Annotated in this window: 20 protein-coding genes; 14 read left to right on the forward strand and 6 right to left on the reverse strand. The window is 33.4% G+C overall.

The annotated features are described in order from the left end of the window. Window positions 1-165: 165 nt before the first annotated feature. Complete coding sequence (locus AC3ASS_RS09865; RefSeq protein WP_488283361.1) at window positions 166-777, reverse strand: YhcN/YlaJ family sporulation lipoprotein; 612 nt, start codon at window positions 775-777, stop codon at window positions 166-168. Between the two features lie 202 nt (window positions 778-979). Between AC3ASS_RS09865 and AC3ASS_RS09870 the strand changes: the two genes are divergently transcribed. Beyond that, window positions 980-2,308 (forward strand): PhoH family protein, encoded by a 1,329-nt coding sequence (locus AC3ASS_RS09870; RefSeq protein ID WP_488283362.1) that lies wholly within the window; start codon window positions 980-982, stop codon window positions 2,306-2,308. 51 nt (window positions 2,309-2,359) lie between these two features. On the opposite strand, the gene AC3ASS_RS09875 is transcribed toward AC3ASS_RS09870, so the two are convergent. Further along, on the reverse strand, window positions 2,360-2,857 hold the full coding sequence (locus AC3ASS_RS09875; protein ID WP_488283363.1) for a peptidyl-prolyl cis-trans isomerase: 498 nt from the start codon (window positions 2,855-2,857) through the stop codon (window positions 2,360-2,362). Between the two features lie 111 nt (window positions 2,858-2,968). Between AC3ASS_RS09875 and glsA the strand changes: the two genes are divergently transcribed. The 4 genes from glsA to pyc all read left to right on the forward strand — a co-directional run bounded on the left by glsA (window position 2,969) and on the right by pyc (window position 9,184). Beyond that, window positions 2,969-3,895, forward strand: a complete 927-nt coding sequence (gene glsA, locus AC3ASS_RS09880; RefSeq protein WP_488283364.1) for a glutaminase A — start codon at window positions 2,969-2,971, stop codon at window positions 3,893-3,895. 175 nt (window positions 3,896-4,070) lie between these two features. Continuing rightward, window positions 4,071-4,352, forward strand: a complete 282-nt coding sequence (locus tag AC3ASS_RS09885) for an Fpa/YlaN family protein (RefSeq protein WP_488283365.1) — start codon at window positions 4,071-4,073, stop codon at window positions 4,350-4,352. Between the two features lie 157 nt (window positions 4,353-4,509). Beyond that, on the forward strand, window positions 4,510-5,709 hold the full coding sequence (locus AC3ASS_RS09890; protein ID WP_488283366.1) for an FtsW/RodA/SpoVE family cell cycle protein: 1,200 nt from the start codon (window positions 4,510-4,512) through the stop codon (window positions 5,707-5,709). A 40-nt stretch (window positions 5,710-5,749) separates the two neighbouring features. Further along, on the forward strand, window positions 5,750-9,184 hold the full coding sequence (gene pyc, locus AC3ASS_RS09895; RefSeq protein ID WP_488283367.1) for a pyruvate carboxylase: 3,435 nt from the start codon (window positions 5,750-5,752) through the stop codon (window positions 9,182-9,184). A gap of 190 nt (window positions 9,185-9,374) precedes the next feature. On the opposite strand, the gene AC3ASS_RS09900 is transcribed toward pyc, so the two are convergent. Continuing rightward, a complete protein-coding gene (locus AC3ASS_RS09900) occupies window positions 9,375-10,358 on the reverse strand; it encodes a COX15/CtaA family protein (protein WP_488283368.1) in 984 nt (327 codons plus the stop codon). Window positions 10,359-10,831: 473 nt separating this feature from the next. Between AC3ASS_RS09900 and cyoE the strand changes: the two genes are divergently transcribed. The 7 genes from cyoE to AC3ASS_RS09935 all read left to right on the forward strand — a co-directional run bounded on the left by cyoE (window position 10,832) and on the right by AC3ASS_RS09935 (window position 17,601). Further along, window positions 10,832-11,770: a heme o synthase gene (gene cyoE / locus AC3ASS_RS09905; protein WP_488283369.1), complete on the forward strand. Its 939-nt coding sequence runs from the start codon at window positions 10,832-10,834 to the stop codon at window positions 11,768-11,770. Window positions 11,771-11,971: 201 nt separating this feature from the next. Beyond that, a complete protein-coding gene (gene coxB / locus AC3ASS_RS09910) occupies window positions 11,972-13,030 on the forward strand; it encodes a cytochrome c oxidase subunit II (protein ID WP_488283370.1) in 1,059 nt (352 codons plus the stop codon). A gap of 20 nt (window positions 13,031-13,050) precedes the next feature. Beyond that, window positions 13,051-14,937 (forward strand): cytochrome c oxidase subunit I, encoded by a 1,887-nt coding sequence (ctaD, locus tag AC3ASS_RS09915; protein WP_488283371.1) that lies wholly within the window; start codon window positions 13,051-13,053, stop codon window positions 14,935-14,937. Beyond that, window positions 14,937-15,569, forward strand: a complete 633-nt coding sequence (locus tag AC3ASS_RS09920) for a cytochrome (ubi)quinol oxidase subunit III (protein WP_488283372.1) — start codon at window positions 14,937-14,939, stop codon at window positions 15,567-15,569. The genes ctaD and AC3ASS_RS09920 overlap by 1 nt, the downstream gene beginning before the upstream one ends. Before the next feature lie 4 nt (window positions 15,570-15,573). Continuing rightward, window positions 15,574-15,906, forward strand: a complete 333-nt coding sequence (ctaF, locus tag AC3ASS_RS09925) for a cytochrome c oxidase subunit IVB (protein WP_488283373.1) — start codon at window positions 15,574-15,576, stop codon at window positions 15,904-15,906. A gap of 189 nt (window positions 15,907-16,095) precedes the next feature. Beyond that, entirely contained in the window at window positions 16,096-16,998 is a 903-nt protein-coding gene (ctaG, locus tag AC3ASS_RS09930) for a cytochrome c oxidase assembly factor CtaG (protein WP_488283374.1), read from the forward strand. A 141-nt stretch (window positions 16,999-17,139) separates the two neighbouring features. After that, window positions 17,140-17,601 (forward strand): DUF420 domain-containing protein, encoded by a 462-nt coding sequence (locus AC3ASS_RS09935; RefSeq protein ID WP_488283380.1) that lies wholly within the window; start codon window positions 17,140-17,142, stop codon window positions 17,599-17,601. Window positions 17,602-17,643: 42 nt separating this feature from the next. On the opposite strand, the gene ytvI is transcribed toward AC3ASS_RS09935, so the two are convergent. Next, window positions 17,644-18,702, reverse strand: a complete 1,059-nt coding sequence (gene ytvI, locus AC3ASS_RS09940; protein WP_488283375.1) for a sporulation integral membrane protein YtvI — start codon at window positions 18,700-18,702, stop codon at window positions 17,644-17,646. 116 nt (window positions 18,703-18,818) lie between these two features. Further along, window positions 18,819-19,178, reverse strand: coding sequence for a YugN family protein (locus AC3ASS_RS09945; protein ID WP_488283376.1), 360 nt, complete (start codon window positions 19,176-19,178; stop codon window positions 18,819-18,821). A gap of 207 nt (window positions 19,179-19,385) precedes the next feature. Between AC3ASS_RS09945 and AC3ASS_RS09950 the strand changes: the two genes are divergently transcribed. Both AC3ASS_RS09950 and AC3ASS_RS09955 read left to right on the forward strand, forming a co-directional pair. Then, window positions 19,386-19,820, forward strand: a complete 435-nt coding sequence (locus AC3ASS_RS09950) for a CBS domain-containing protein (RefSeq protein ID WP_488283377.1) — start codon at window positions 19,386-19,388, stop codon at window positions 19,818-19,820. 227 nt (window positions 19,821-20,047) lie between these two features. Further along, window positions 20,048-21,067: a CAP domain-containing protein gene (locus AC3ASS_RS09955; protein WP_488283378.1), complete on the forward strand. Its 1,020-nt coding sequence runs from the start codon at window positions 20,048-20,050 to the stop codon at window positions 21,065-21,067. A gap of 77 nt (window positions 21,068-21,144) precedes the next feature. On the opposite strand, the gene AC3ASS_RS09960 is transcribed toward AC3ASS_RS09955, so the two are convergent. After that, on the reverse strand, window positions 21,145-21,660 hold the full coding sequence (locus AC3ASS_RS09960) for a MarR family winged helix-turn-helix transcriptional regulator (protein WP_488283379.1): 516 nt from the start codon (window positions 21,658-21,660) through the stop codon (window positions 21,145-21,147). Window positions 21,661-21,954: the final 294 nt, after the last annotated feature.

Here is a 21,954-nt window from a genome sequence, read left to right on the forward strand (position 1 = left end):
GGATTGTGGCATTAGCCCACAACTTCCTGAAAGTAGCCGGCATCCGCCAGCTACTTTCAGATAAAAATCGAAAAAATATAAAAGCAAGTGGAGAGAAACGAATTGTTTTTCTCCACTTGCTTCATTTTAGGGACTTATCGGACAGCCCCATCAAAGGAATGTCTATCAAGGTTTGTCTTTATAATGATTGGACTGTTTTTCTTGCTTATCCTCTAAGTTTTGCTTTTCGTTCTTTTTATTCAGTTTATCTTTTGGTTGATCTACGGCATTTTTTGGTTTTGGATCTTCTAAATCCGCCGGAACTTCGGGCATTAGTCGACCGACGATATCAGAAAGCTCATTCATAATCCCCATAATTGGGGCACCATTTTTAATATCTTCATTAATCTCTCTTAATCTTTCCATTACATCAGGATCTGCAATGACAATAGCATCTGCTCCATGAGGATCATCTTTCAAACTTTCTGCTACTGTATATTTAATGGAATCTACATCGGAACGTTCTAACTTCGCATCCACATCTATTCCAACAACGGCAATATTACCTAAAACAACAGCTGTGGCATCTTTCACTCCTGGAACACCAGAAGCTAGTTTAACTAAATGTTCAGCTTTTTTTTGAGAAGAAATACGATCATACTTTTGATCTTCAGTATTTCGAACCGGAACAACTCCGTTTTCGTTATTGTTATTTTTTGCTGTATCATTATTGTCATGATTACATCCTATCAGTATAAGAGCTGCTGTTATTACAATGGTAAAAAAATATTTAAGCAAGATGATTCACCTCTTTATAGGAAGTCTTACTGTTAGTTTGTAAAATTCCTTCTATCTTTATGCATGAAGACATATATTTTAGAAAACTTGGTTCTCACTAAAAATAGGCTTATTCATCGTTTTTTTGAGTAGATGATTAAGATTTAATCACATATTCTATGGTAAGAATACTATTCAGAATTTTTTAACAGGAGGCATTCTTTTGGGGAAAATTTATGTATTAGATACAAATGTCTTATTACAAGATCCCTATTCCATTTTTTCATTTGAAGATAATGAAGTGGTGATTCCTGCAGTCGTATTAGAAGAATTGGATTCCAAAAAAAGAAATATGGATGAAATTGGAAGAAATGCACGCTTAGTATCTAAGCTTATTGATCAGTTAAGACAAAATGGAAAACTTCATGAAAATATCCAACTAAATAACGGTGGCGTTTTACGGATTGAATTAAATCATCGTTCTTTTCACGAACTTCAAGATATATTTTTAGAAAAAACAAATGATAATCGAATATTAGCGATTGCCAAAAATTTATCACTAGAAGAAGAACGAAAAGAAAATGGACGCCCGGTTATTTTAGTTAGTAAAGATGCTTTAGTTCGAGTGAAAGCGGATGCGCTCGGTTTAATGGCGGAAGATTTTTTGAATGATCGAGTGATTAATGTTGATGAAATGTATACAGGATTTCAAGAAATGTATGTAACAAATGAACAGTTGGCTCATTTTTATAAGGAAGGGAAAATAGAAATAGAAAGCGTTTCTAATATGTTGTTATATCCTAATCAATATGTGATTATGAAAAAACCTGAAAATCCTTCGTCTTCAGCTCTAGGGATCGTTGATTCCATTAGTGGAATGATAAAAAAACTCAATCCCATGCAAGATCAAGTATGGGGAATTAAACCAAGAAATGTTCAGCAATTAATGGCATTTGACTTATTGCTAAGACAAGATATTCCTCTTGTTACGTTAGTCGGAAAAGCAGGAACAGGGAAAACATTAATTGCTTTAGCTGCTGGCCTCATGTTAACAGAAGATTTTCGAGCATACAATAAATTACTCGTTGCGCGTCCAATTGTTCCAGTAGGAAAAGATTTAGGGTTTTTACCTGGAGAAAAACAAGAAAAATTAAGGCCATGGATGCAACCAATTATCGATAACTTAGAATTTCTTTTCAATGTGAAGAAGCAAGGAGAAATTGAAAATATTCTAGCAGGAATCGGTTCTATAGAAATTGAAGCGCTCACTTACATTAGGGGCAGAAGTATTCCAGACCAATTTATCATTATTGATGAAGCACAGAATTTAACGAAACATGAAGTGAAAACCATTCTGACTAGGGTGGGAGAACGCAGTAAAATTGTTTTAATGGGGGACCCAGAACAAATTGATCATCCATATTTAGACGAATATAATAATGGACTAACGTATGTAGTAGAAAAATTTAAAGACCAACGGCTTGCTGGTCATGTTAAATTGTTAAAAGGAGAGCGTTCCGAATTAGCCCAATTATCGGCACATATTTTATAAAAATGGAAGATTTGCCTAATGATAAAGGCAGATCTTCCATTTTTATGAGAATCATTCAATTCTAAAAGCATTAACATTTTTAATCGGGTTATCTCGATTGGAACCATCTCCAAAAATCACGTAAACAGGTCCATCTTCTCGGAGAGGTTTACCATTTATAGAAAATTGCAAGATAAATTCTTTTGCTTTTTCAATAGAAAAAGAAAATTCATCCTGATCTGTTTCAATAACTAAAGTATTAGCACTTTCATCAGGTTCTGCGTTTTGAATGAAAGGTGCTAGTGGCATTCCAAAAGTCCCCGTTAACACTTTTTCCTTTTCAAATTTTCGTTCTGTTTTTAACGTAGGAGGAAAAACGGCTCCTTCCCTAATTTCTCTATCCCAATGTTTAGATATAGACTTTTTATATTCCTCTTCTTCATCTATTTGCACATGTTCCTTTTCAAAATATGCAGATAAATCAATACGGCGATCATCAAAAATCCAAACACTCGGATCAATCGTTATCGGGAATTTTACTTTTCCTTTAAAAGAAATGATATCTTTCATTATTTTCACCTCTAATTGAGTATATGTTATTTTTTATAGCTATACAATGATTCCTACTTTCGGATGAATTACATAAATTTGTTTCAAACTAACAGAAAGGAGGAAGTAGCAATGTGTCAAAGTAGTGAGGAATTAAGTCAATTGATAGAAAAAGCCCTCCCTATAACGAATCAAGGAAAACTTGCCACTTATATTCCTGCACTTAGCAACGCTAATAAAAACGATTTATCGATTGCTGTATTAGATTTACATGGAAACTGTTTTTTTGCTGGTAATTATAAGAAATTGTTTACGTTACAGAGTATATCAAAAATATTAACGCTCGCCTATTGTCTTTGTGAGATTGGTTTTGAAAAAGTATTTGAGAAAGTTGGGATGGAACCAACAGGTGATCCATTTAACTCCATTGTTAAGCTTGAGTTATTAGATACGAAAAAACCTTTGAATCCGATGATTAATGCAGGTGCATTAGCGGTAACAAGTTTGCTTGTCGGTAAGAATAAGGAATTAAAATGGGAGGGATTTGTTCAGTTTGTTCGGAGATTAGCAAATAATGATACAATCACCTATAACGAAGAAGTTGCTTTTTCTGAATTTGAAACTGCTTTTTTAAATCGAGCTTTCTGTTATTTTTTAAAAGAACATGGTTTATATGACGGTGATGTAGAAGAATTATTAGAATTATATACCCGTCAATGTGCCATTGAGGTAAATTGTTTAGATTTGGCAAGAATAGGAGCTGTTTTTGCTAATAATGGAAAGGACCCATTTACTGGTATGGAAATTATCCCCATGAATGTAACTAGAATTTGCAATACGTTTATGGTTACTTGCGGTATGTATAATGCATCGGGCGAATTTGCGATAAAAGTGGGCATTCCAGCAAAAAGTGGTGTGTCCGGCGGAATCTTGGGAGTAGTACCAAATCGATATGGTATTGGCGTCTACGGACCAGCGTTAGATGAAAAAGGGAATAGTATTGGTGGTTGGAAGTTATTAGAATTGATGAACCGAAAATATAATTTAAGTATTTTTTAGCCGATAGATCCATGACTCCAAAATTAATAAAGTGCGTCAGGAAAAATATGAAAATGTCTTTTCTTACAAGGATCATCGAGACAATTCCATTTTTATTATTCTTGCAAAAATATATTATTGAAGGTAAAATTTATTAAGAAGTATTTTCCGATTGTACCTTAAAGGGGGATGAATGGTGGCGTCAGAAACGAAAACGAATCATAGGGAAAAAGCCTACGAAATATTAAAGGCTGATGCTGAAAAAATATTAAAATTAATTCAAGTACAGATGGATAACTTAACGATGCCCCAATGCCCTTTATATGAGGAAGTATTGGACACCCAAATGTTTGGCTTATCCCGTGAAATAGATTTTGCTGTAAGGCTTGGTTTAGTCGATGAAAAAGACGGTAAAGAATTGTTAGATTCTTTAGAAAGAAAGTTATCTGAATTACACGAAGCCTTTATGAAAAAGTAATAGTTTTGAAAACTCAAACAGTTGACTTAGCAATTGTTTGAGTTTTTTATTCAATCCTAATAGATTTGGTTAAAATTTCATACACAAAAAAACAAGGATAATCGAATATTAATCAAGAAATATAATTTTAGATAACCTTTTAGATTGGAAGATAAGTATGATCAAAAATATACTAAAATCCTATGACTATTCAATTCTTATTGTTTACATCATTTTATCAATCTTCGGGTTAGTCATGGTTTATAGTGCGAGCATGATTACCGCAGTAGCAAACGGTCTAGAAAGTGATTTTTTTTATAAAAAGCAGCTCTTAAACTTAATCATTGCGTTTTTTGCCTTTCTCATAGCAGCTATCTTTCCATATAAAATCATGAAAAGCAATAAATTTTTGATCCCTATCGTTTTCCTTTCGCTAGTTGGATTAATAGGGTTATTTTTCTTTGGAATTGTTGCTAATAACGCACAAAGCTGGTTCGATTTAGGAAGCAGAAGTATTCAGCCAGGGGAATTTGTAAAACTGTGTGTCATTGTATATATGTCTGCAGTTTATGCAAAAAAACAAAAATATATCGATCAATTTAACAAAGGAGCCGTGCCCCCGTTAGTTTATTTAGTTATTGCATGTTGTTTAGTTGCAATACAGCCAGATATCGGGACAGCATCAATTATTTTTGCGATCGGATGCATTATTGTTTTATGTTCAGGTATGGGATGGAAAAACTTGTTTAAACTGTTCATGATTGGACTAGCGCTATTATTATTTATTTCTCCTTTTTTACTTATGAAAAAGGATGAAATATTAACCGAAAACCGAATTGGACGGTTAAACAGTTTTATCAACCCTTTCGAATATGAACAGACAGAAGGATACCAAGTCGTAAATTCATACATAGCTATTGGAAACGGTGGTTTAACAGGGGTAGGTTTAGGAAAAAGTATTCAAAAATTAGGGTATTTGCCTGAGGCTCATACCGATTTTATTATAAGTATTGTATCAGAGGAATTAGGCATTTACGGAGTAGGTTTTGTCATTTTTTCACTTGGTTTTCTTACATTAAGAGGTTTTTATATTGGGATGAAATGTCGAGATCCATTTGGAAGTTTATTGGCTTTTGGTGTTTCTGGAATGATTGGGATCCAGTCATTTATTAATTTAGGAGGAGCAACTGGACTCATCCCGTTAACAGGGGTTACCCTTCCTTTTGTTAGTTATGGTGGTTCATCCCTACTTGTATTATCAATAGGGATTGGAATAATATTAAATGTTTCAATGTTTACAAACTATGAACTGAATTATAAGAAAAAAAAGGTAGAAAATGAAGAAATAAAAACTTCAAAAATTAAGTGGTCCTACTAATTTTCATTAAATTTCTCTACTAGACAAATGGGGTGAGTATATGGCAAGAAAAATTAACAAAGTATTGGTTGCCAATCGAGGAGAAATAGCTATTCGAGTATTTCGTGCTTGCACGGAATTAAATATTCGAACGGTAGCGATTTATTCTAAGGAAGATTCAGGAGCTTATCACCGATATAAAGCTGATGAAGCGTATTTAGTTGGTGAAGGTAAGAAACCGATAGAAGCATATTTAGACATTGAAGATATTATTCGGATTGCCAAAAACTGTGAAGTAGATGCTATCCATCCTGGATACGGATTTTTATCCGAAAATATAGAGTTTGCTCGAAGATGTGAAGAAGAAGGAATTATTTTTATCGGACCGAACACCTATCATTTAGACATTTTCGGTGATAAAATTAAAGCTCGCCAAGCAGCAGAAAGAGCAAACATCCCAGTCATTCCAGGTAAACCTTTAAATAATTTGGAGGATATCGTTCAATTTGGTAAAACATACGGTTTTCCGTTAATTATTAAAGCCGCATTAGGTGGCGGTGGACGTGGAATGCGTATTGTCCGTCATTTAGAAGAAGTAAAAGAAGCGTTTGAACGTGCTACATCAGAGGCGAAGACTTCTTTTGGCAGCGACCAAGTTTATGTGGAAAAATTTATTGAAAATCCTAAACATATCGAAGTTCAAATTTTAGGAGATCAATACGGAAATATTGTTCATTTATTTGAAAGAGATTGCTCCGTTCAACGTAGACATCAAAAAGTGGTAGAAGTAGCTCCATCCGTTTCATTATCAGAGTCATTAAGAGAAAAAATTTGTCAGGCAGCCGTCCGGCTAATGAAGAATGAAAACTATGTGAATGCTGGTACTGTGGAATTTTTAGTATCTGGTGAGGACTTCTATTTTATAGAGGTAAACCCAAGAATTCAAGTTGAGCATACAATTACCGAACTTATTACTGGTATTGATATCGTTCAATCTCAAATTCTAATTGCTGAAGGTCACCAATTGCATAGTGGTGTCGTTGGAATACCAACGCAAGAAAAAATAATCACACACGGTTATTCAATTCAATCTCGCGTAACAACAGAAGATCCGCTAAATCAATTTATGCCGGATACGGGAAAAATTATGGCTTATCGTAGCGGTGGGGGATTCGGTGTTCGTTTAGATGCTGGAAACGGATTTCAAGGGGCCGTTATTACCCCTTATTATGATTCTTTATTGGTGAAAGTTTCCACTTGGGCATTAACTTTTGAACAAGCCGTATCGAAAATGATACGAAATTTAAGAGAGTTTCGTATTCGTGGAATTAAGACAAACATTCCATTCTTAGAAAATGTGATGAAACATCCGAAATTCCAATCAGGAGAATACGATACTTCTTTTATAGATACTACGCCTGAATTATTTATATTCCCAGAAAGTAAAGATCGTGGGACTAAAATGTTAACATACATTGGAACTGTTACCGTAAACGGATTTCCTGGGATAGGGAAAGTACAAAAACCTCTTTACACCGAACCTAGAATACCAAAACTGAATGGTCAAACTCTTTATGATGGTACGAAACAATTATTAGAACAAAAAGGGCCGGAAGGGGTTGTCCGTTGGTTAAAAGAGCAAAAAGATGTTTTATTAACAGATACAACCTTTCGCGATGCCCATCAATCATTACTTGCAACAAGAGTTCGCACATATGATTTGAAACAAATTGCAGAACAAACAGCGAAATTGCTTCCAAATTTATTTTCCCTTGAATTATGGGGAGGAGCCACATTTGATGTTGCTTATCGCTTTTTAAAAGAAGATCCTTGGGAGCGGTTGCAAATTTTACGAAAAAAAATACCAAATCTTTTATTTCAAATGTTATTAAGAGGTTCTAATGCAGTTGGATATAAAAATTACCCGGATAATGTAATTCGAGAATTTGTTCAAAAATCCGCTCATGAAGGTATTGATGTCTTTAGAATTTTTGACAGTTTAAACTGGGTAAAAGGGATGGAAGTAGCCATTCAAGCAGTTAGAGACAGTGGAAAAATTGCTGAGGCAGCGATTTGTTATACGGGAGATTTATTAGATTCATCTCGTAAAAAATATAACTTAACGTATTATAAAGAAATAGCAAAAGAACTTGAGTCACTTGGTGCTCATATTTTAGCCATAAAAGATATGGCAGGACTCTTAAAACCTGAAGCAGCTTACATGCTTATTTCAGAATTGAAAGAAACGATTGACATTCCAATTCATTTACACACTCATGACACTAGTGGCAATGGTATTGCAATGTATGTTAGAGCAATTGATGCAGGAGTAGATATTGTCGATACTGCTGTTAGTTCTATGGCTGGTCTCACGTCACAACCGAGTGCAAGCACGTTATATTATGCTGTTGAAGGAAGAGATAGAAACATTCAAGCGGATGTTTTCGCATTAGAAAAACTTTCTCAATATTGGGAAGACGTAAGAAAATATTATTCATTTTTTGAAAGTGGTATGAATGCACCGCATACAGAAATTTATCAACATGAAATGCCTGGAGGACAATATAGTAATCTTCAACAACAAGCCAAAGCTGTTGGTCTTGGTCATCGATGGGAAGAAGTAAAAGAAATGTATTCTCGTGTAAATTTAATGTTTGGGGATATTGTTAAAGTAACCCCATCTTCGAAAGTAGTAGGAGATATGGCATTATTTATGGTGAAAAATGATTTATCAGAAGAAGATATCCTTTCACGTGGAGAAAACATAGATTTTCCAGATTCAGTTGTAGAATTTTTTGAAGGGTATCTAGGTCAACCAACTGGTGGATTCCCAACAGAGCTGCAAAAAGTGATATTAAAAAATAAAAAGCCAATTACCGTTCGTCCAGGTGAATTATTAGACGATGTCGATTTCGATGCATTAAAAGAAGAATTATCAAATGAAATCAATCGTCAAGTTACAGATTTAGAAGTTTTATCATATGCATTATATCCAAAAGTATTTTTAGATTATATAAAAGCTATTGACCAATTTGGAAAAATTTCTGTCATCGATACACCGACATTCTTCCATGGAATGAGACTTGGTGAAGAAATTGAAGTTGAGATTGAAAAAGGAAAAACGTTAATTGTTAAACTTGTTTCCATAGGTCAACCACAAACAGATGGGACAAGAATAGTATATTTTGAATTAAACGGACAACCGAGGGAAGTAATTATCAAAGATGAAAGTTTAAAAGATAAAGTAGTTGAAACGAAAATGGCTGATATGAAAAATGAAAGCCATATTGGTGCAACAATGCCAGGTACCGTGTTAAAAGTACTTGTAAAAACAGGAGAAAAAGTCAATAAGGGAGACCATTTAATGATTACCGAAGCTATGAAAATGGAAACAACTATTCAAGCCCCATTTTCTGGTACGGTTAAAGATGTATATGTTAATAATGGTGATGCGATCCAACAAGGTCAATTGTTACTTGAAATTGATAAAAATTGATCAAATGCCGGGATATTTCCCGGTTAATTTTTTATTTCCATAAATATTTTTGGATGAAAAAATTCAAATTCTATGCAAGTTGTTTTAGTGGGAAAATAAATAGTGCATATTTCGACTTTTGGTGGATCTGAAAAAATTTGAGGATATAAGCGAATATAGGCTAAAAAAGAACCGGCTTTGGCCGGTTCTTTTATGGTTGTACGGTTGCTGGGTGATCAGAGATCGTATCTTTTTGATCCAATTGTTGTTGTATCGCATTATTCAATTTTGCTTCATTTTTCTTACTACGAGTGACAAGTAGAACGAAATAACTAAAGACACCGAAAAGTAATGAAACAAACAATGCATGCAATAATGCAATAAAAATATTAAGTTGGGTAAAAATAACAAGCGCTCCAGCCATTACTTGTAATGAAACTAGAATAAATGAAATGATCCAACCGTAATACATAATCGGTTGATGTTGATAATGACGTATAGCTAAAACCATAACATACAAAATCCATAAAAAGATGATTCCTGCTAATGCACGATGTCCCATTTGAACCCACTCATAAATATTTGTAGGAAGTGAGAAATTTCCTGGCGTACACAGTGGCCAGCTTGGACAAATCATGCTTGCCTCTAAATGTCTAACTAATGCACCGGTATAAACAACAATGAAACTAAAAATTGTTAATCCGATGATATGTTTTTTCATGCGATTGTCGATAATTAATTTTTCTGCCTCGAATTTTTTATCAATCTCAAAGATTAAAAAGGTCAACAATAAAACAGCTGCAAACGAAATTAAAGAAATACCAAAATGAATAGCAAGAACAAAATCCGATTGTCCCCAAATTACTGCAGCAGCACCAATTAATCCTTGAATAACTAAAAATGAGAAGGAGAGTATCGATAAAAATTTAGTTTCACGTATATGTCCAATTTTTTTCCAAGATAAAACGGATAATAATAAAACTAGAATTCCAACAACACCTGACACGACACGGTGAGATAGTTCAATAATCAAAGCGGTATCAATATTAGAAGGGATGAGTTCACCATGGCATAATGGCCATGATTGTCCACACCCATCACCGGAATCTGTTTTAGTAACTAGCGCTCCACCCAATAGCACAAACAGCATCCCGATCGTTGTGATAACCGCCAGCTTTTTTAACCCTTTTGTCAATGTTTTTCACCTACTTTATTAGTAACCAATCAATCATATTCCACTAGTGTTTCTTAAACATTTTATCTCTTGTCCATTATAGTAGAAATGGTTGAAAGATGAAAGAATGTTTGTTAGTAATAAATATGGATATATTTTATATAGAATATTTTTCTTGTAAAATAATTTTGTTATGTAAAATTTTTATTCACCCATATATTATAGTGAATAGTGGGGATTGAAACAAAAAATTTGGTGCATCTTTTTATACAAGTCACAAATTAGTCAAAAACTATACAAAAATTTTTCACAAAATTGAATGTTTTTATGTTTTAATAAAGATGAAAAAAGTGATTTGAACAATCGAAAAAATATATGACAAATCTTTGAATTTATCTACTTTATATAGCGCAACTGTAGCAATTAGTGTCATAATAGTTTATAGTTATATACTGTAGTATATCAGCCTTTCTAAAAGGAAGGAGGAAAAAGAAGTGTCTAACTCTAAAGTTTTCAACGAGACAGAGATCAATAGCGACGATCACAGTCTCGATGAAAATATATCTAAATCTACGGTGCTAAAAGATTTTTTAGCTTTGATAAAAATAGGAATTGTAAATTCAAACCTAATTACTGTATTTGCAGGGATTTGGCTTGCTTTACAATTTAATGATCTTCGATTTTTATCGAATATTAGCACCGTTCTTTTAGCCGTAGTTGGTTCCGCTCTTGTTATGGCTGGATCATGTAGTTTAAATAACTTTATTGATCGTGATATTGACAACAAGATGGAACGAACAAAGGCGCGCCCGACAGTGTCAGGTAGTTTTCATCCGTCAGTTGCATTAATTGTAGGTTTTCTATTTATAACGGTTGGAACCGCTATGCTTTTTCAAACGACGATAACTGCTGGTATTATTGGACTTATTGGAGTCTTTAGTTATGTCGTTCTTTATTCTCTTTGGTCAAAACGCCATTATCCCATTAATACAATTATTGGAAGTATTTCTGGTGCTGTTCCACCGTTAATAGGATGGGCTGCAATTGATGCCAATCTTCATACGGCAGCTTGGGTGTTGTTCCTCATTATGTTCATTTGGCAACCACCTCATTTTTGGGCACTTGCTATGAAACGAACTGAGGAATATCGAGCTGCAGGGATTCCAATGCTTCCCGTCGTTTATGGTTTTAATGTAACGAAACGACAAATGGTTGTTTGGGTAGCGTTATTATTACCGCTTCCATTTTATTTAATTGAACTAGGAATTCCATTTGTAATATTAGCTACCTTATTAAATATTGGTTGGTTAATAATAGGATTATACGGATTTAAAATGAAGGATGATTTAAAATGGGCGAATTGGATGTTTATTTATTCGCTTAATTACCTGACTATCATGTTTGTATCAATGGTTATTGTAACGCTCATTTAAGGGAAAGCTAAGTTAAACAGCGCAATTTTGGCTCATTCACAATTGTTTTTTCAAGATCCTTTCCATTTTGAAGGTCTTGGATGTGCAATGAGCCAAATTCTATGAAAAATTATACATAGTAACTTAGCAATGAAAAATCAAATGTTTCTCCAATTTGAAACTTTGATTGAAACAATCATGAAAGAGGGGTTTGATTAATCTATGAAAAAATGGCGTCTGCTTTCATTATTCACATTACTGACGCTTTTCCTAACCGGTTGTGGAGAGCCTTATCTATCTACGTTAAATCCTGCCGGTGAAGTGGCTCAATCACAATATGATTTAATGGTTTTAAGTACCGCAATAATGGTTTTAGTTATTGCAGTTGTAGTCATTATTTATGCCATTGTGTTATTACGCTTTAGAAGAAAAAAAGATGAAGAAAATAAAATTCCTAAGCAAGTGGAAGGAAGTCATAAATTAGAAATTATTTGGACGACCATTCCAATTATCTTGCTTCTCATTCTTGCTGTTCCTACTGTTATTGATACATTCCGTCTTGCTGATGTAGAAGCAATGGAGAAAAAAGATAAAGACGGAAATCGTGAAGCATTGGTTGTCAATGTTCGTGCCAATCTTTACTGGTGGGAATTTGAATATCCAGATTTAAAAATTACAACTGCTCAAGATTTAGTAGTACCAACAGACGAAAAAGTTTTCTTTAATTTAAAAGCTTCTGATGTAAAACATTCATTCTGGATTCCTGCTGTCGGCGGTAAAATGGATACAAACACTGATAATGAAAACAAATTCTATTTAGTGTTTGACAGTAAAAAAGCTAAAGAAGCAAACAACTTATTCTATGGAAAATGTGCTGAACTATGCGGACCTTCTCACGCATTAATGGATTTTAAAGTCCGTGCAATTCCTAGAGAAGAGTTTGATCAATGGGTTGTTGCAATGCAAAATGCTGAAGATCGAACTCCTCAAAATGATTTAGCTGCTAAAGGTGAACAAGTGTTTACTGAAAAAGGTTGTATTGGATGCCATGCGGTTAGTCCGGCACAATCTGGTGGTGTAGGACCAAACTTATCTGACTTTGGTGATCGTTCACGAGTCGCTGGTATATTAGAACATAACGAAGAAAATCTTCGTGCATGGTTAGAAAATCCAGAAGAAATTAAACCTGGAAATAAAATGACAAACACTTATGATCCTTTAACATCTGACGAGTTAGATGCAATTATTGAATACTTAATGGGTCTTAAAGTTCAACAATAGGAATAAAGGGAGGCTTAATCGTGAGTACCTACGCAAAGAAGAAGGGATTCGGCGCGACAATATGGGATTATTTAACAACTGTTGACCATAAAAAAATCGCGATCCTTTATTTAATAGCCGGTGGATTGTTTTTTATCCTCGGTGGTATTGAAGCAATGTTGATTCGTATTCAACTAATGGAACCAAACAGTGATTTCTTAAGTGCAGGATTATATAATGAAATTTTAACCATGCACGGTACTACGATGATTTTCTTGGCAGCTATGCCACTATTATTTGCATTTATGAATGCAGTCGTTCCGTTACAAATCGGTGCACGTGACGTTGCATTCCCATTTGTAAACGCATTAGGATTTTGGATGTTTTTCTTTGGTGGAGTTTTCTTAAATTTATCTTGGTTTTTAGGTGGAGCTCCTGATGCTGGTTGGACATCCTATGCATCATTATCTTTGGCATCACCTACACACGGAATTGATTTTTATACATTAGGTTTGCAAATTTCAGGGTTTGGTACGTTAATGGGAGGTATTAACTTCCTTGTAACTATTATTAATATGCGTGCTCCAGGTATGACATTTATGCGTATGCCATTGTTTACTTGGACAACATTTGTTGCATCAACTTTAATTTTATTTGCATTTCCTCCATTAACTGTTGGTATCTTTTTCTTAATGTTTGACCGCTTGTTCGGAGCAAACTTCTTTGATGTAACAATGGGTGGAAATACAATTATTTGGGAACATTTATTCTGGATTTTCGGACACCCTGAAGTTTATATTCTAGTTTTACCGGCATTCGGTATTTTCTCTGAAATTTTTGCCGTTTTCTCAAGAAAACGTCTATTTGGATATTCATCCATGGTATTTGCAACCGTATTAATCGGATTTTTAGGATTCATGGTATGGGCTCACCATATGTTCACTACAGGTATGGGTCCAGTAGCTAACGCAATCTTTGCCGTTGCAACAATGGCAATTGCTGTTCCTACAGGTATTAAGATTTTTAACTGGTTGTTTACTATGTGGGGTGGAAGCATCAAAGTTACAACACCTATGTTATGGGCGATTGCATTTATTCCATCATTCGTCATGGGTGGAGTAACAGGTGTTATGCAAGCGGCTGCACCACTAGACTATCAGTTACATGATTCTTACTTTATCGTTGCACACTTCCATTACGTTATTGTTGGTGGGGTAGTATTTGCATTATTTGCTGGTGCCCACTACTACTGGCCAAAAATGTTTGGAACAATGTTAAATGAGACATTAGGAAAAATAACATTCGTATTGTTCTTTATTGGTTTCCATTTAACATTCTTTATTCAACATTTCTTAGGGTTATTAGGAATGCCTCGTCGTGTGTTCACTTACCTACCAAACCAAGGTTGGGATACACAAAACTTTATTAGTTCTATTGGTGCATTCTTAATGGCTGCTGGGGTAATTATTTTACTAATAAACGTAATTATTACATCTGTGAAAAACGAAAAAGTTGGAAACGACCCTTGGGGAGATGGACGTACATTAGAATGGTCAATTCCATCACCACCACCGTTCTATAACTTTAAACAAACTCCACTTGTACGTGGTTTAGATCCATATTGGATTGAAAAAATGGAAGGTAAGAAAGAAATGACACCAGCTGAACCATTAGGTGACATTCATATGCCAAATCCATCAATTTTACCTTTCATCATTTCAATGGGATTATTTATTGCTGCATTTGGTGCAATGTACAACCCATTAAATCAAATTGGTGATGCAAAACCGTGGGCTGTACCTGTATTAATCATTGGTCTTGCTATTACGTTTGGAGCAATGCTCGTACGTTCACTAAAAGATGATCATGGATTCCATATTCATAAAGAAGATTTAATTGATGATGAGAATAAGGGGGTAAAAGCGTAATGCATGCAGAGGAAAAATTCACACCCCAAACTTGGCCGGAATCACCTGAAAAAGCAACATTAGAAGGAAAAAATAAATTTTTAGGATTTTGGTTATTTTTAGGCGGAGAGACTGCATTGTTTGCTTCTCTCTTCGCTACCTACTTAGCATTGAAAAATAAAGTTCCTGCAACTGGAGATCATGCTTTATCAACAGAAATTTTTAGCATCCCGCTAGCTTTTGTTGCAACTATGCTTCTTTTAACAAGTTCATTAACTAGCGTATATGCTATGTATCATATGAAGAACTATAGCTTTCAAAAAATGCAAGCATGGTTACTAGTTACAGTATTACTTGGATTAGCATTCTTAATATTAGAAATTTATGAGTTCTATCATTATGTACATGAGTTTGGTCATACTTTTACTAGTAGTGCCTTTGGTTCTGCTTTCTATACACTTGTTGGTACACATGGTGCCCACGTTGCATTTGGATTATGTTGGATTACGGCATTAATGATTAGAAACGCAAAACGTGGTTTAAACCTTTACAACGCTCCGAAGTTTTATGTAGCTAGCCTTTATTGGCACTTTATCGACGTTGTTTGGGTATTTATCTTCACAGTTGTATATTTAATGGGAATGGTGGGATGATAGAATGGAACAGCAAATGAATTCTGGAAATCCACGAGTAGATATAAAATATAGAAAAAGAAAAAATGCTGAGGAAATGAGATATCAAGTCATTTCCTTCGCACTTATGATTTTCTTAACGGTTATTGCCTTTGTAGCCGTAGGTTATGATGGTTTCTCATCATGGTTTGTCGTACCATTTATTTTGCTATTGGCAGTTATTCAAGTGATTTTCCAACTTTATTATTTTATGCACATGAGTCATAAAGGGCATGAATTAATTGCCATATTTATGTTCTCAGGCGTTGTTGTAGCATTTGTAACAGTTTTAGCGTTCCTAACAATTATTTGGTGGTAATTCGTTACAAATTTTAATCTTCTATATTTAAAGGAAGGCAAAAATTTGCCTTCCTTTTCATTGAAAATTGAAGATTTGAGTTTCCGAACTTTACCAAGTTAAATGTCAAGAAGTTGTCATTTCGTTACATTGCAGGGCATTTTGTATAAGAGTATAATAAGTATTAGTATTTAAACGAGGTGACACACAATGTTTGAAATATCAATGTTCGGTTTTCGTGCATTATGGAGTCCTTATTTCCTTCTTTTTTTATTTATCATTACAATTGGTTTCTTCTATTCAGTTTTTAAACGTCAGCAAAGATATCCGAATGAGATAGCATTAACGAAAAAACAAGGAATTTTTTTTATTTTGTCAATTATGCTTTTGTATATAGTAAAAGGTTCTCCAGTTGATCTATTAGGTCATATTATGTTTACTTTTCATATGATTGCGATGGCTATCCTTTATTTGCTTATTCCCCCTTTATTAATAGTTTCTATTCCTAACTGGATGTGGGAACAATTTTTTAAAGTTCGCGTAATAAGGCAATTTTTTCAGTTTTTCACAAAACCGATCATCGCCTTAATTATGTTTAATGGAATGTTTTCATTCTATCATGTTCCGTTTATTTTTGACTTTATCAAAACGGATGTCATCTATCATTCAGTCTATACGTTCGTATTATTTATTTTTGCTATGTTTATGTGGTGGCCATTAATGAATCAGTACGATGAAGAACGTCAACTTAGTGGGCTGAAAAAAATTGGTTATTTATTTGCAGACGGTGTCTTATTAACTCCTGCATGTGCGTTAATAATTTTTGCTGATAGTCCTATGTATGCGACATATACTGACCCACAATTATGGGCGCAGGCTATGAAATTATGTGTACCTGCAGATTTATTGTCACAATTGACATTAAGCGGTCCTGAAATGTTTAATCTTATGCCTGCAAAATATGATCAGCAACTTGGAGGAGTAATTATGAAAATACTCCAAGAGATTATATATGGTTCTATATTATTTGTCGTATTTTTACAATGGTATCGAAAAGAACAAAAAGACAACCAAGAGAATGTATCATATGAACCTCGCTTATTAAAAGAATGAAGCTAATGTATTATGCATTAGCTTTTCTTTTTTATTTGCAGAGATGTTACAATTGTTTGAAAATAAAAATTGAAATCTTGAAATAATAAAACTTCTTGATTAAAATATGCCTGTACATAAGATGAGAGAGAGGATTGAAAAATAGTGAGTACAATTTTACCTACAATAAGTACATCATGTATTGTCATTAGTGCAATACTAGTTGCCATTGGTTGGATAAAAGTAAAGAAAAGAAATATTGAAGGACATAAAAAAACAATGAAGCTAGCGGCTATATTTGCTATTATTTTCTTTACTATTTATTCAAGTAGAACTTTGTTTATAGGGAACACTTCTTTTGGCGGACCAGACGAAATGAAAATATACTATACTATTTTTCTTATTTTTCATATAACGCTAGCAACGATAGGTGCTGTATTTGGACTTGTGACATTGTGGCTAGGTTATAAAAATCGTTTTGAAAAACATCGAAAGATCGGTCCCATTACTAGTGTTGTTTGGTTTTTTAGTGCATCGACAGGTGTAGTTGTTTATTTGTTATTATATGTCCTATATGACGGAGGAGAAACGACATCATTAATAAAAGCGATATTAGGATTTTAATGTTCAATAAAAAAATTGGCCTTATTTTGGCCAATTTTTTTATTAGATTTTAAAATTCATTTTGATTATTCCTGCTTCTTTAGCGGAGTTAAATAAGATTAAAATAAGAGGTCCTATAAAGAATCCAAGAATTCCGAATATCTGCAATCCTAAGAACATGGCAATTAAGGTAGCGAGCGGTGAAAGCCCGATGTGACTTCCCATTACTTTAGGTTCCACAGTTCTACGAATAATTAGTAAGATGGCAGCCAATATTGCTAGTTTTGTTCCTAATATAATGTTACCTGTTGCAAAGTGGAAAACGAACCATGGTCCTAAAATGACAATAGATCCAATAATGGGAATCACATCAATAATCCATATGATGATCGACATAACGATTGCCACTTCTGGAGTGATAATGAGTAAGCCAATAAGTGATACGATAAATATGATAATACTAACTAGAACTTGAGCTTTCATAAATCCAAAGACAACATTTGACAAGCGGGAGATCATAAATTCCACTTTTTCTTTTGTTGAATCTTTCAAGTGAGAAAAAATGCTATTTTTCACTCTTGGCATATCCAACATAAATAAAAATAACGCAATTAAGTATACTAAAACATTAACTAAAAAAGTTGGTATATAAGTAATGATGGATTTTATATTATCAATGCTTATAATTGCTAATAAATCGTTCTTTACATTAGCTAGAAAGGATTGGATTTGTCCATTCATACTATGCACAAACTCTTTCGGTAAATCTTTGGATGCCGAAATAACCCGCTCTTGTATGGACAACCATGCATCGCTTAATTCATTAATATAAGCAGGTGCATTCTCTGTAAATTTAATGACTTCTGTAACAACTTTTGTTACTGTAAAATACGATGTAATGGCTAAAATCAATAATAAAAGTAAAAATACAATTAATACTGATAGATTTCTTTTTATATTCAATCTTTTTTGCAAAAGCTTTACTAGTGGCTCCAATAATAAAGCAGTAATAAAGGCAATAATTAATGGTACTGCCAGTGGTAAGATAAAATAAAATAATGCTGCTATGATTAATATAGAGAGAATAATTAAAAAAATACGTTTATTGAAAAATCGAACCAAAGTTGTACTCCTTCCTATTTTTACTCATTAATTTGATTATAGTATTTTTTTATACTTGTACACAATAAAATTTTAGGCAAAAAATAAACGCATGAATCAGTCATGCGTTTAACTTTTTATTCTGCAAAAATGTCAATTTCTGCTTTTGCATCTTCTAAAATTTTCTTACATTGTGCAACTAAAGAATTTGGGAAATTTTCACCTTCACCATATTCAACACCATGAGGATAATAGTGTTTTCCTAGTAACGGTGTCATTAATTGAATGGTTGCATCATGTGCACCAACATCACCTTCAACTGCATATCCAAAGACACGTAAATAGAATGTTCCTTCTTTTAATTCAAATTTACGGTCATAAGAAACGCGGTCATAGTCCCATTGTTCGGCACGAATTAATCCGTGTTCAAACATAATTTCATCTAATCGATTTAAATCAATTTTTACATTTTCATAACCCGTATTTTCTAATTTCATTTTATTCCCTCCTAAAAAATCCGAGCTTAGCCTATATACTTACATCTCCTATTTAATAATAGTGCAATTGCTGAAAAGTTGCAATGAATACATGAAACGTTCACAATCATTCCATTACTTTTTTATCTTCTCCTTAAAAAGAATAAATTTATTCCATTTGGTTACTATAAAGTTTGAACGAATGAAATTTTTGAAAGGAGTGTTTTGATGGGGATCGTACGTGACGTAATGACAGATGAGGTGGAAGTTTGCTCACCGCTAGATACCGTAAATGAAGTTGCCACAAAGATGAAAGAATTAAATGTTGGAGCAATGCCCATTGTAGATAATGGAAAACTAGTTGGAATTATTACGGATCGTGATATCGTAATAAGATGTATTGCAGAAAATACGCCAACCACTTCAAAAGTTAGCGAAATTATGAGTAAAAATTTAATCACAATTAATCCGGAAGATTCTACTGAAGACGCTGTACGATTAATGGCACGTCATCAAATCCGAAGACTACCAGTTGTTCAAGGAGACAAACTTCTTGGAATTGTAGCACTTGGAGATTTAGCGGTTAATCACTTAACCGATGATCAAGCAAAAGAAGCATTAACCGAAATATCTGAACCTTCCCATCCAAATACATTACAATAATAAACTAGACATGTGGATTCCACATGTCTTCATCTTTTTGTGTAATAATATTAAGTATATAATGATGGTAAAAATAGTAGATTTATACCAAAAAAGAGAAAAATAGATTCTCTAATAATAATTTATAAGTTTTTACATATATTATAGTAATCTTTCAATATTTTAATAGAGTGGGAGGGGTTCCACTGAAAAACTTATTAAAAATTTTATTAATTGTATGTTTGGTTTTGTTAATAAGTAACTATTTCAAAAATCAATATCATAAGACTGAGGACGTTTTAGTTGAAGAGCAGCCAGAAAATCCTGAAGAAGATAAAAAATTGGAACAAGCATCATTAGAAGTAGCGAACCCAAGACCAAATGAGGGGGTATCAACATACCTTGGCCAGCCGTCAGAAATATTAATAGAAGAAATAGGAGAACCGGATCGTAAGGAGCCTTCCTTTTATGATTATGAATGGTGGATTTATAATAAAGAAAACAGTAAATATATGCAAATAGGTGTGAGGAATGGTATTGTTGTTACATTGTTTGCTTTAGGAAATGATTTGAATGTATATCCGTTTAAAATCGGACAAGATTTAGAAAGTATTTACAAAACCGTTGAATTACAGACTGAAATAGAGTTTAATTTTGATTCAGGTACGTATCGCTTTGAACTGTTTGAAGATGATGTAAATTCTAGACCATTAATACAGTTAGGAGATATTTTTGCGCAATTATACTTAGATAAATTCACAAATGAACTTGTTTCTATTCGTTTTTTAGATAAAGAAACCATTCTACTCGAACGTCCATATGATTTAACATATAGAGGAACCTTAATAGAAAATGAACCGGATTCGGAAGAGGAATGGAAGTTAGCAGAAAGAGCTACAGAACAACAAATCTTTGATATGACAAATGTTTTAAGAGAAAGATATAAATTTAAACCGTTGAAATGGGATAAAAAAACAGCGGAAGTTGCATTAAAACATAGCATGGATATGTACGAATCGAATCATTTTTCCCATGTTTCAGAGACTTATGGAGACTTGTCCGATCGATTAAAACAAGCAGAAATTTTTTATGAATCAGCCGGAGAAAATATTGCTGCCCATTATACTGATAGCATTGCAGTCATGATGGGATGGTTAAACAGTAAGAGTCATCGCGAAGCATTATTAAATAAAAAATTTACCCATTTAGGTGTAGGGGTATATCGAAAATTTTATACACAAAATTTCCTACAACGATCTTGGGAATAAAAAGTTGATGAAATTTGATTTAACGAATCATCATTTTCAATGAAGAAAATGATGATTCGTTTTTATACAAGTTATTTTTATTTAACTTTTGTAGAATCACTTAGTGAAGCATGCTCCTTTTTGCTTTTATTTTTTAAATGAATTGTAAGTTGTTTTAAAATATTTCTAGATTTTCCTAAGTAATCTAAAATCACTTCAAGTTCTTTTTTATCGTACGTTTGATGTAATTTTTCCATTTCTATGGCTAATGGTATAAATATTTCATTAAGTGAATGAAGTTGGTTATAATTTGGTTCAACAATTACTACTCTTAAATCATTTGGGTCTTTTCGTCTTTTTATATACCCAGCTTTTTCTAATCGATTTAGGACGCTAGTAATAGCTCCTGTCGTTAATCCTGTCCATTCAGCCAATTGTCCTGCTGTTGCTCTACCCATTTCCACCACAAAATCTAGACATTTATGATCAGTAATATTAAGTCCGAGATTTTTTGCAACGTGTTGATGAAATAAGATCGTTTGAGTAGATAGTTGTTTAGTAGCATCTAATAGAGATGCATGCAATTGATCAATTGATTCAAGTTCATTTCCCATGTGATCCCTCGCAACAAAATATTTTTAGTTATAAAATTATATCATATTAATTTATAAATATTTGATGCCTTCTTATTAAATAAAATAAGTCTCAAGTCTTAGAACGATTTAAACCTCCAGTCGGTATATTCTTTTACAGATATAGAATAGAATTTGTATTAAGTTCAAAAAAATATCTTAATAATTAAGATATTTTATCTTAATTATTAAGATAAATAGTCCTGCGGTAATATGTCAAGCACCAAAATCAAAGGAATTGGAAATTCTAAACCGCAAAAGTTCTAAAAAAGGCAA

Source organism: Bacillus sp. JST-5 (genome assembly GCF_057747715.1).

Coding starts and splice junctions, on each gene's coding strand:
- AC3ASS_RS09875 (WP_488283363.1), bottom strand. CDS start 2,857: ATGAAAGATATCATTTCTTTTAAAGGAAAAGTAAAATTCCCGATAACG.
- coxB (WP_488283370.1), top strand. CDS start 11,972: ATGAAAAAATGGCGTCTGCTTTCATTATTCACATTACTGACGCTTTTC.
- AC3ASS_RS09945 (WP_488283376.1), bottom strand. CDS start 19,178: ATGAAATTAGAAAATACGGGTTATGAAAATGTAAAAATTGATTTAAAT.
- glsA (WP_488283364.1), top strand. CDS start 2,969: ATGTGTCAAAGTAGTGAGGAATTAAGTCAATTGATAGAAAAAGCCCTC.
- AC3ASS_RS09890 (WP_488283366.1), top strand. CDS start 4,510: ATGATCAAAAATATACTAAAATCCTATGACTATTCAATTCTTATTGTT.
- AC3ASS_RS09920 (WP_488283372.1), top strand. CDS start 14,937: ATGCATGCAGAGGAAAAATTCACACCCCAAACTTGGCCGGAATCACCT.
- ctaF (WP_488283373.1), top strand. CDS start 15,574: ATGGAACAGCAAATGAATTCTGGAAATCCACGAGTAGATATAAAATAT.
- AC3ASS_RS09950 (WP_488283377.1), top strand. CDS start 19,386: ATGGGGATCGTACGTGACGTAATGACAGATGAGGTGGAAGTTTGCTCA.
- AC3ASS_RS09960 (WP_488283379.1), bottom strand. CDS start 21,660: ATGGGAAATGAACTTGAATCAATTGATCAATTGCATGCATCTCTATTA.
- ctaG (WP_488283374.1), top strand. CDS start 16,096: ATGTTTGAAATATCAATGTTCGGTTTTCGTGCATTATGGAGTCCTTAT.
- pyc (WP_488283367.1), top strand. CDS start 5,750: ATGGCAAGAAAAATTAACAAAGTATTGGTTGCCAATCGAGGAGAAATA.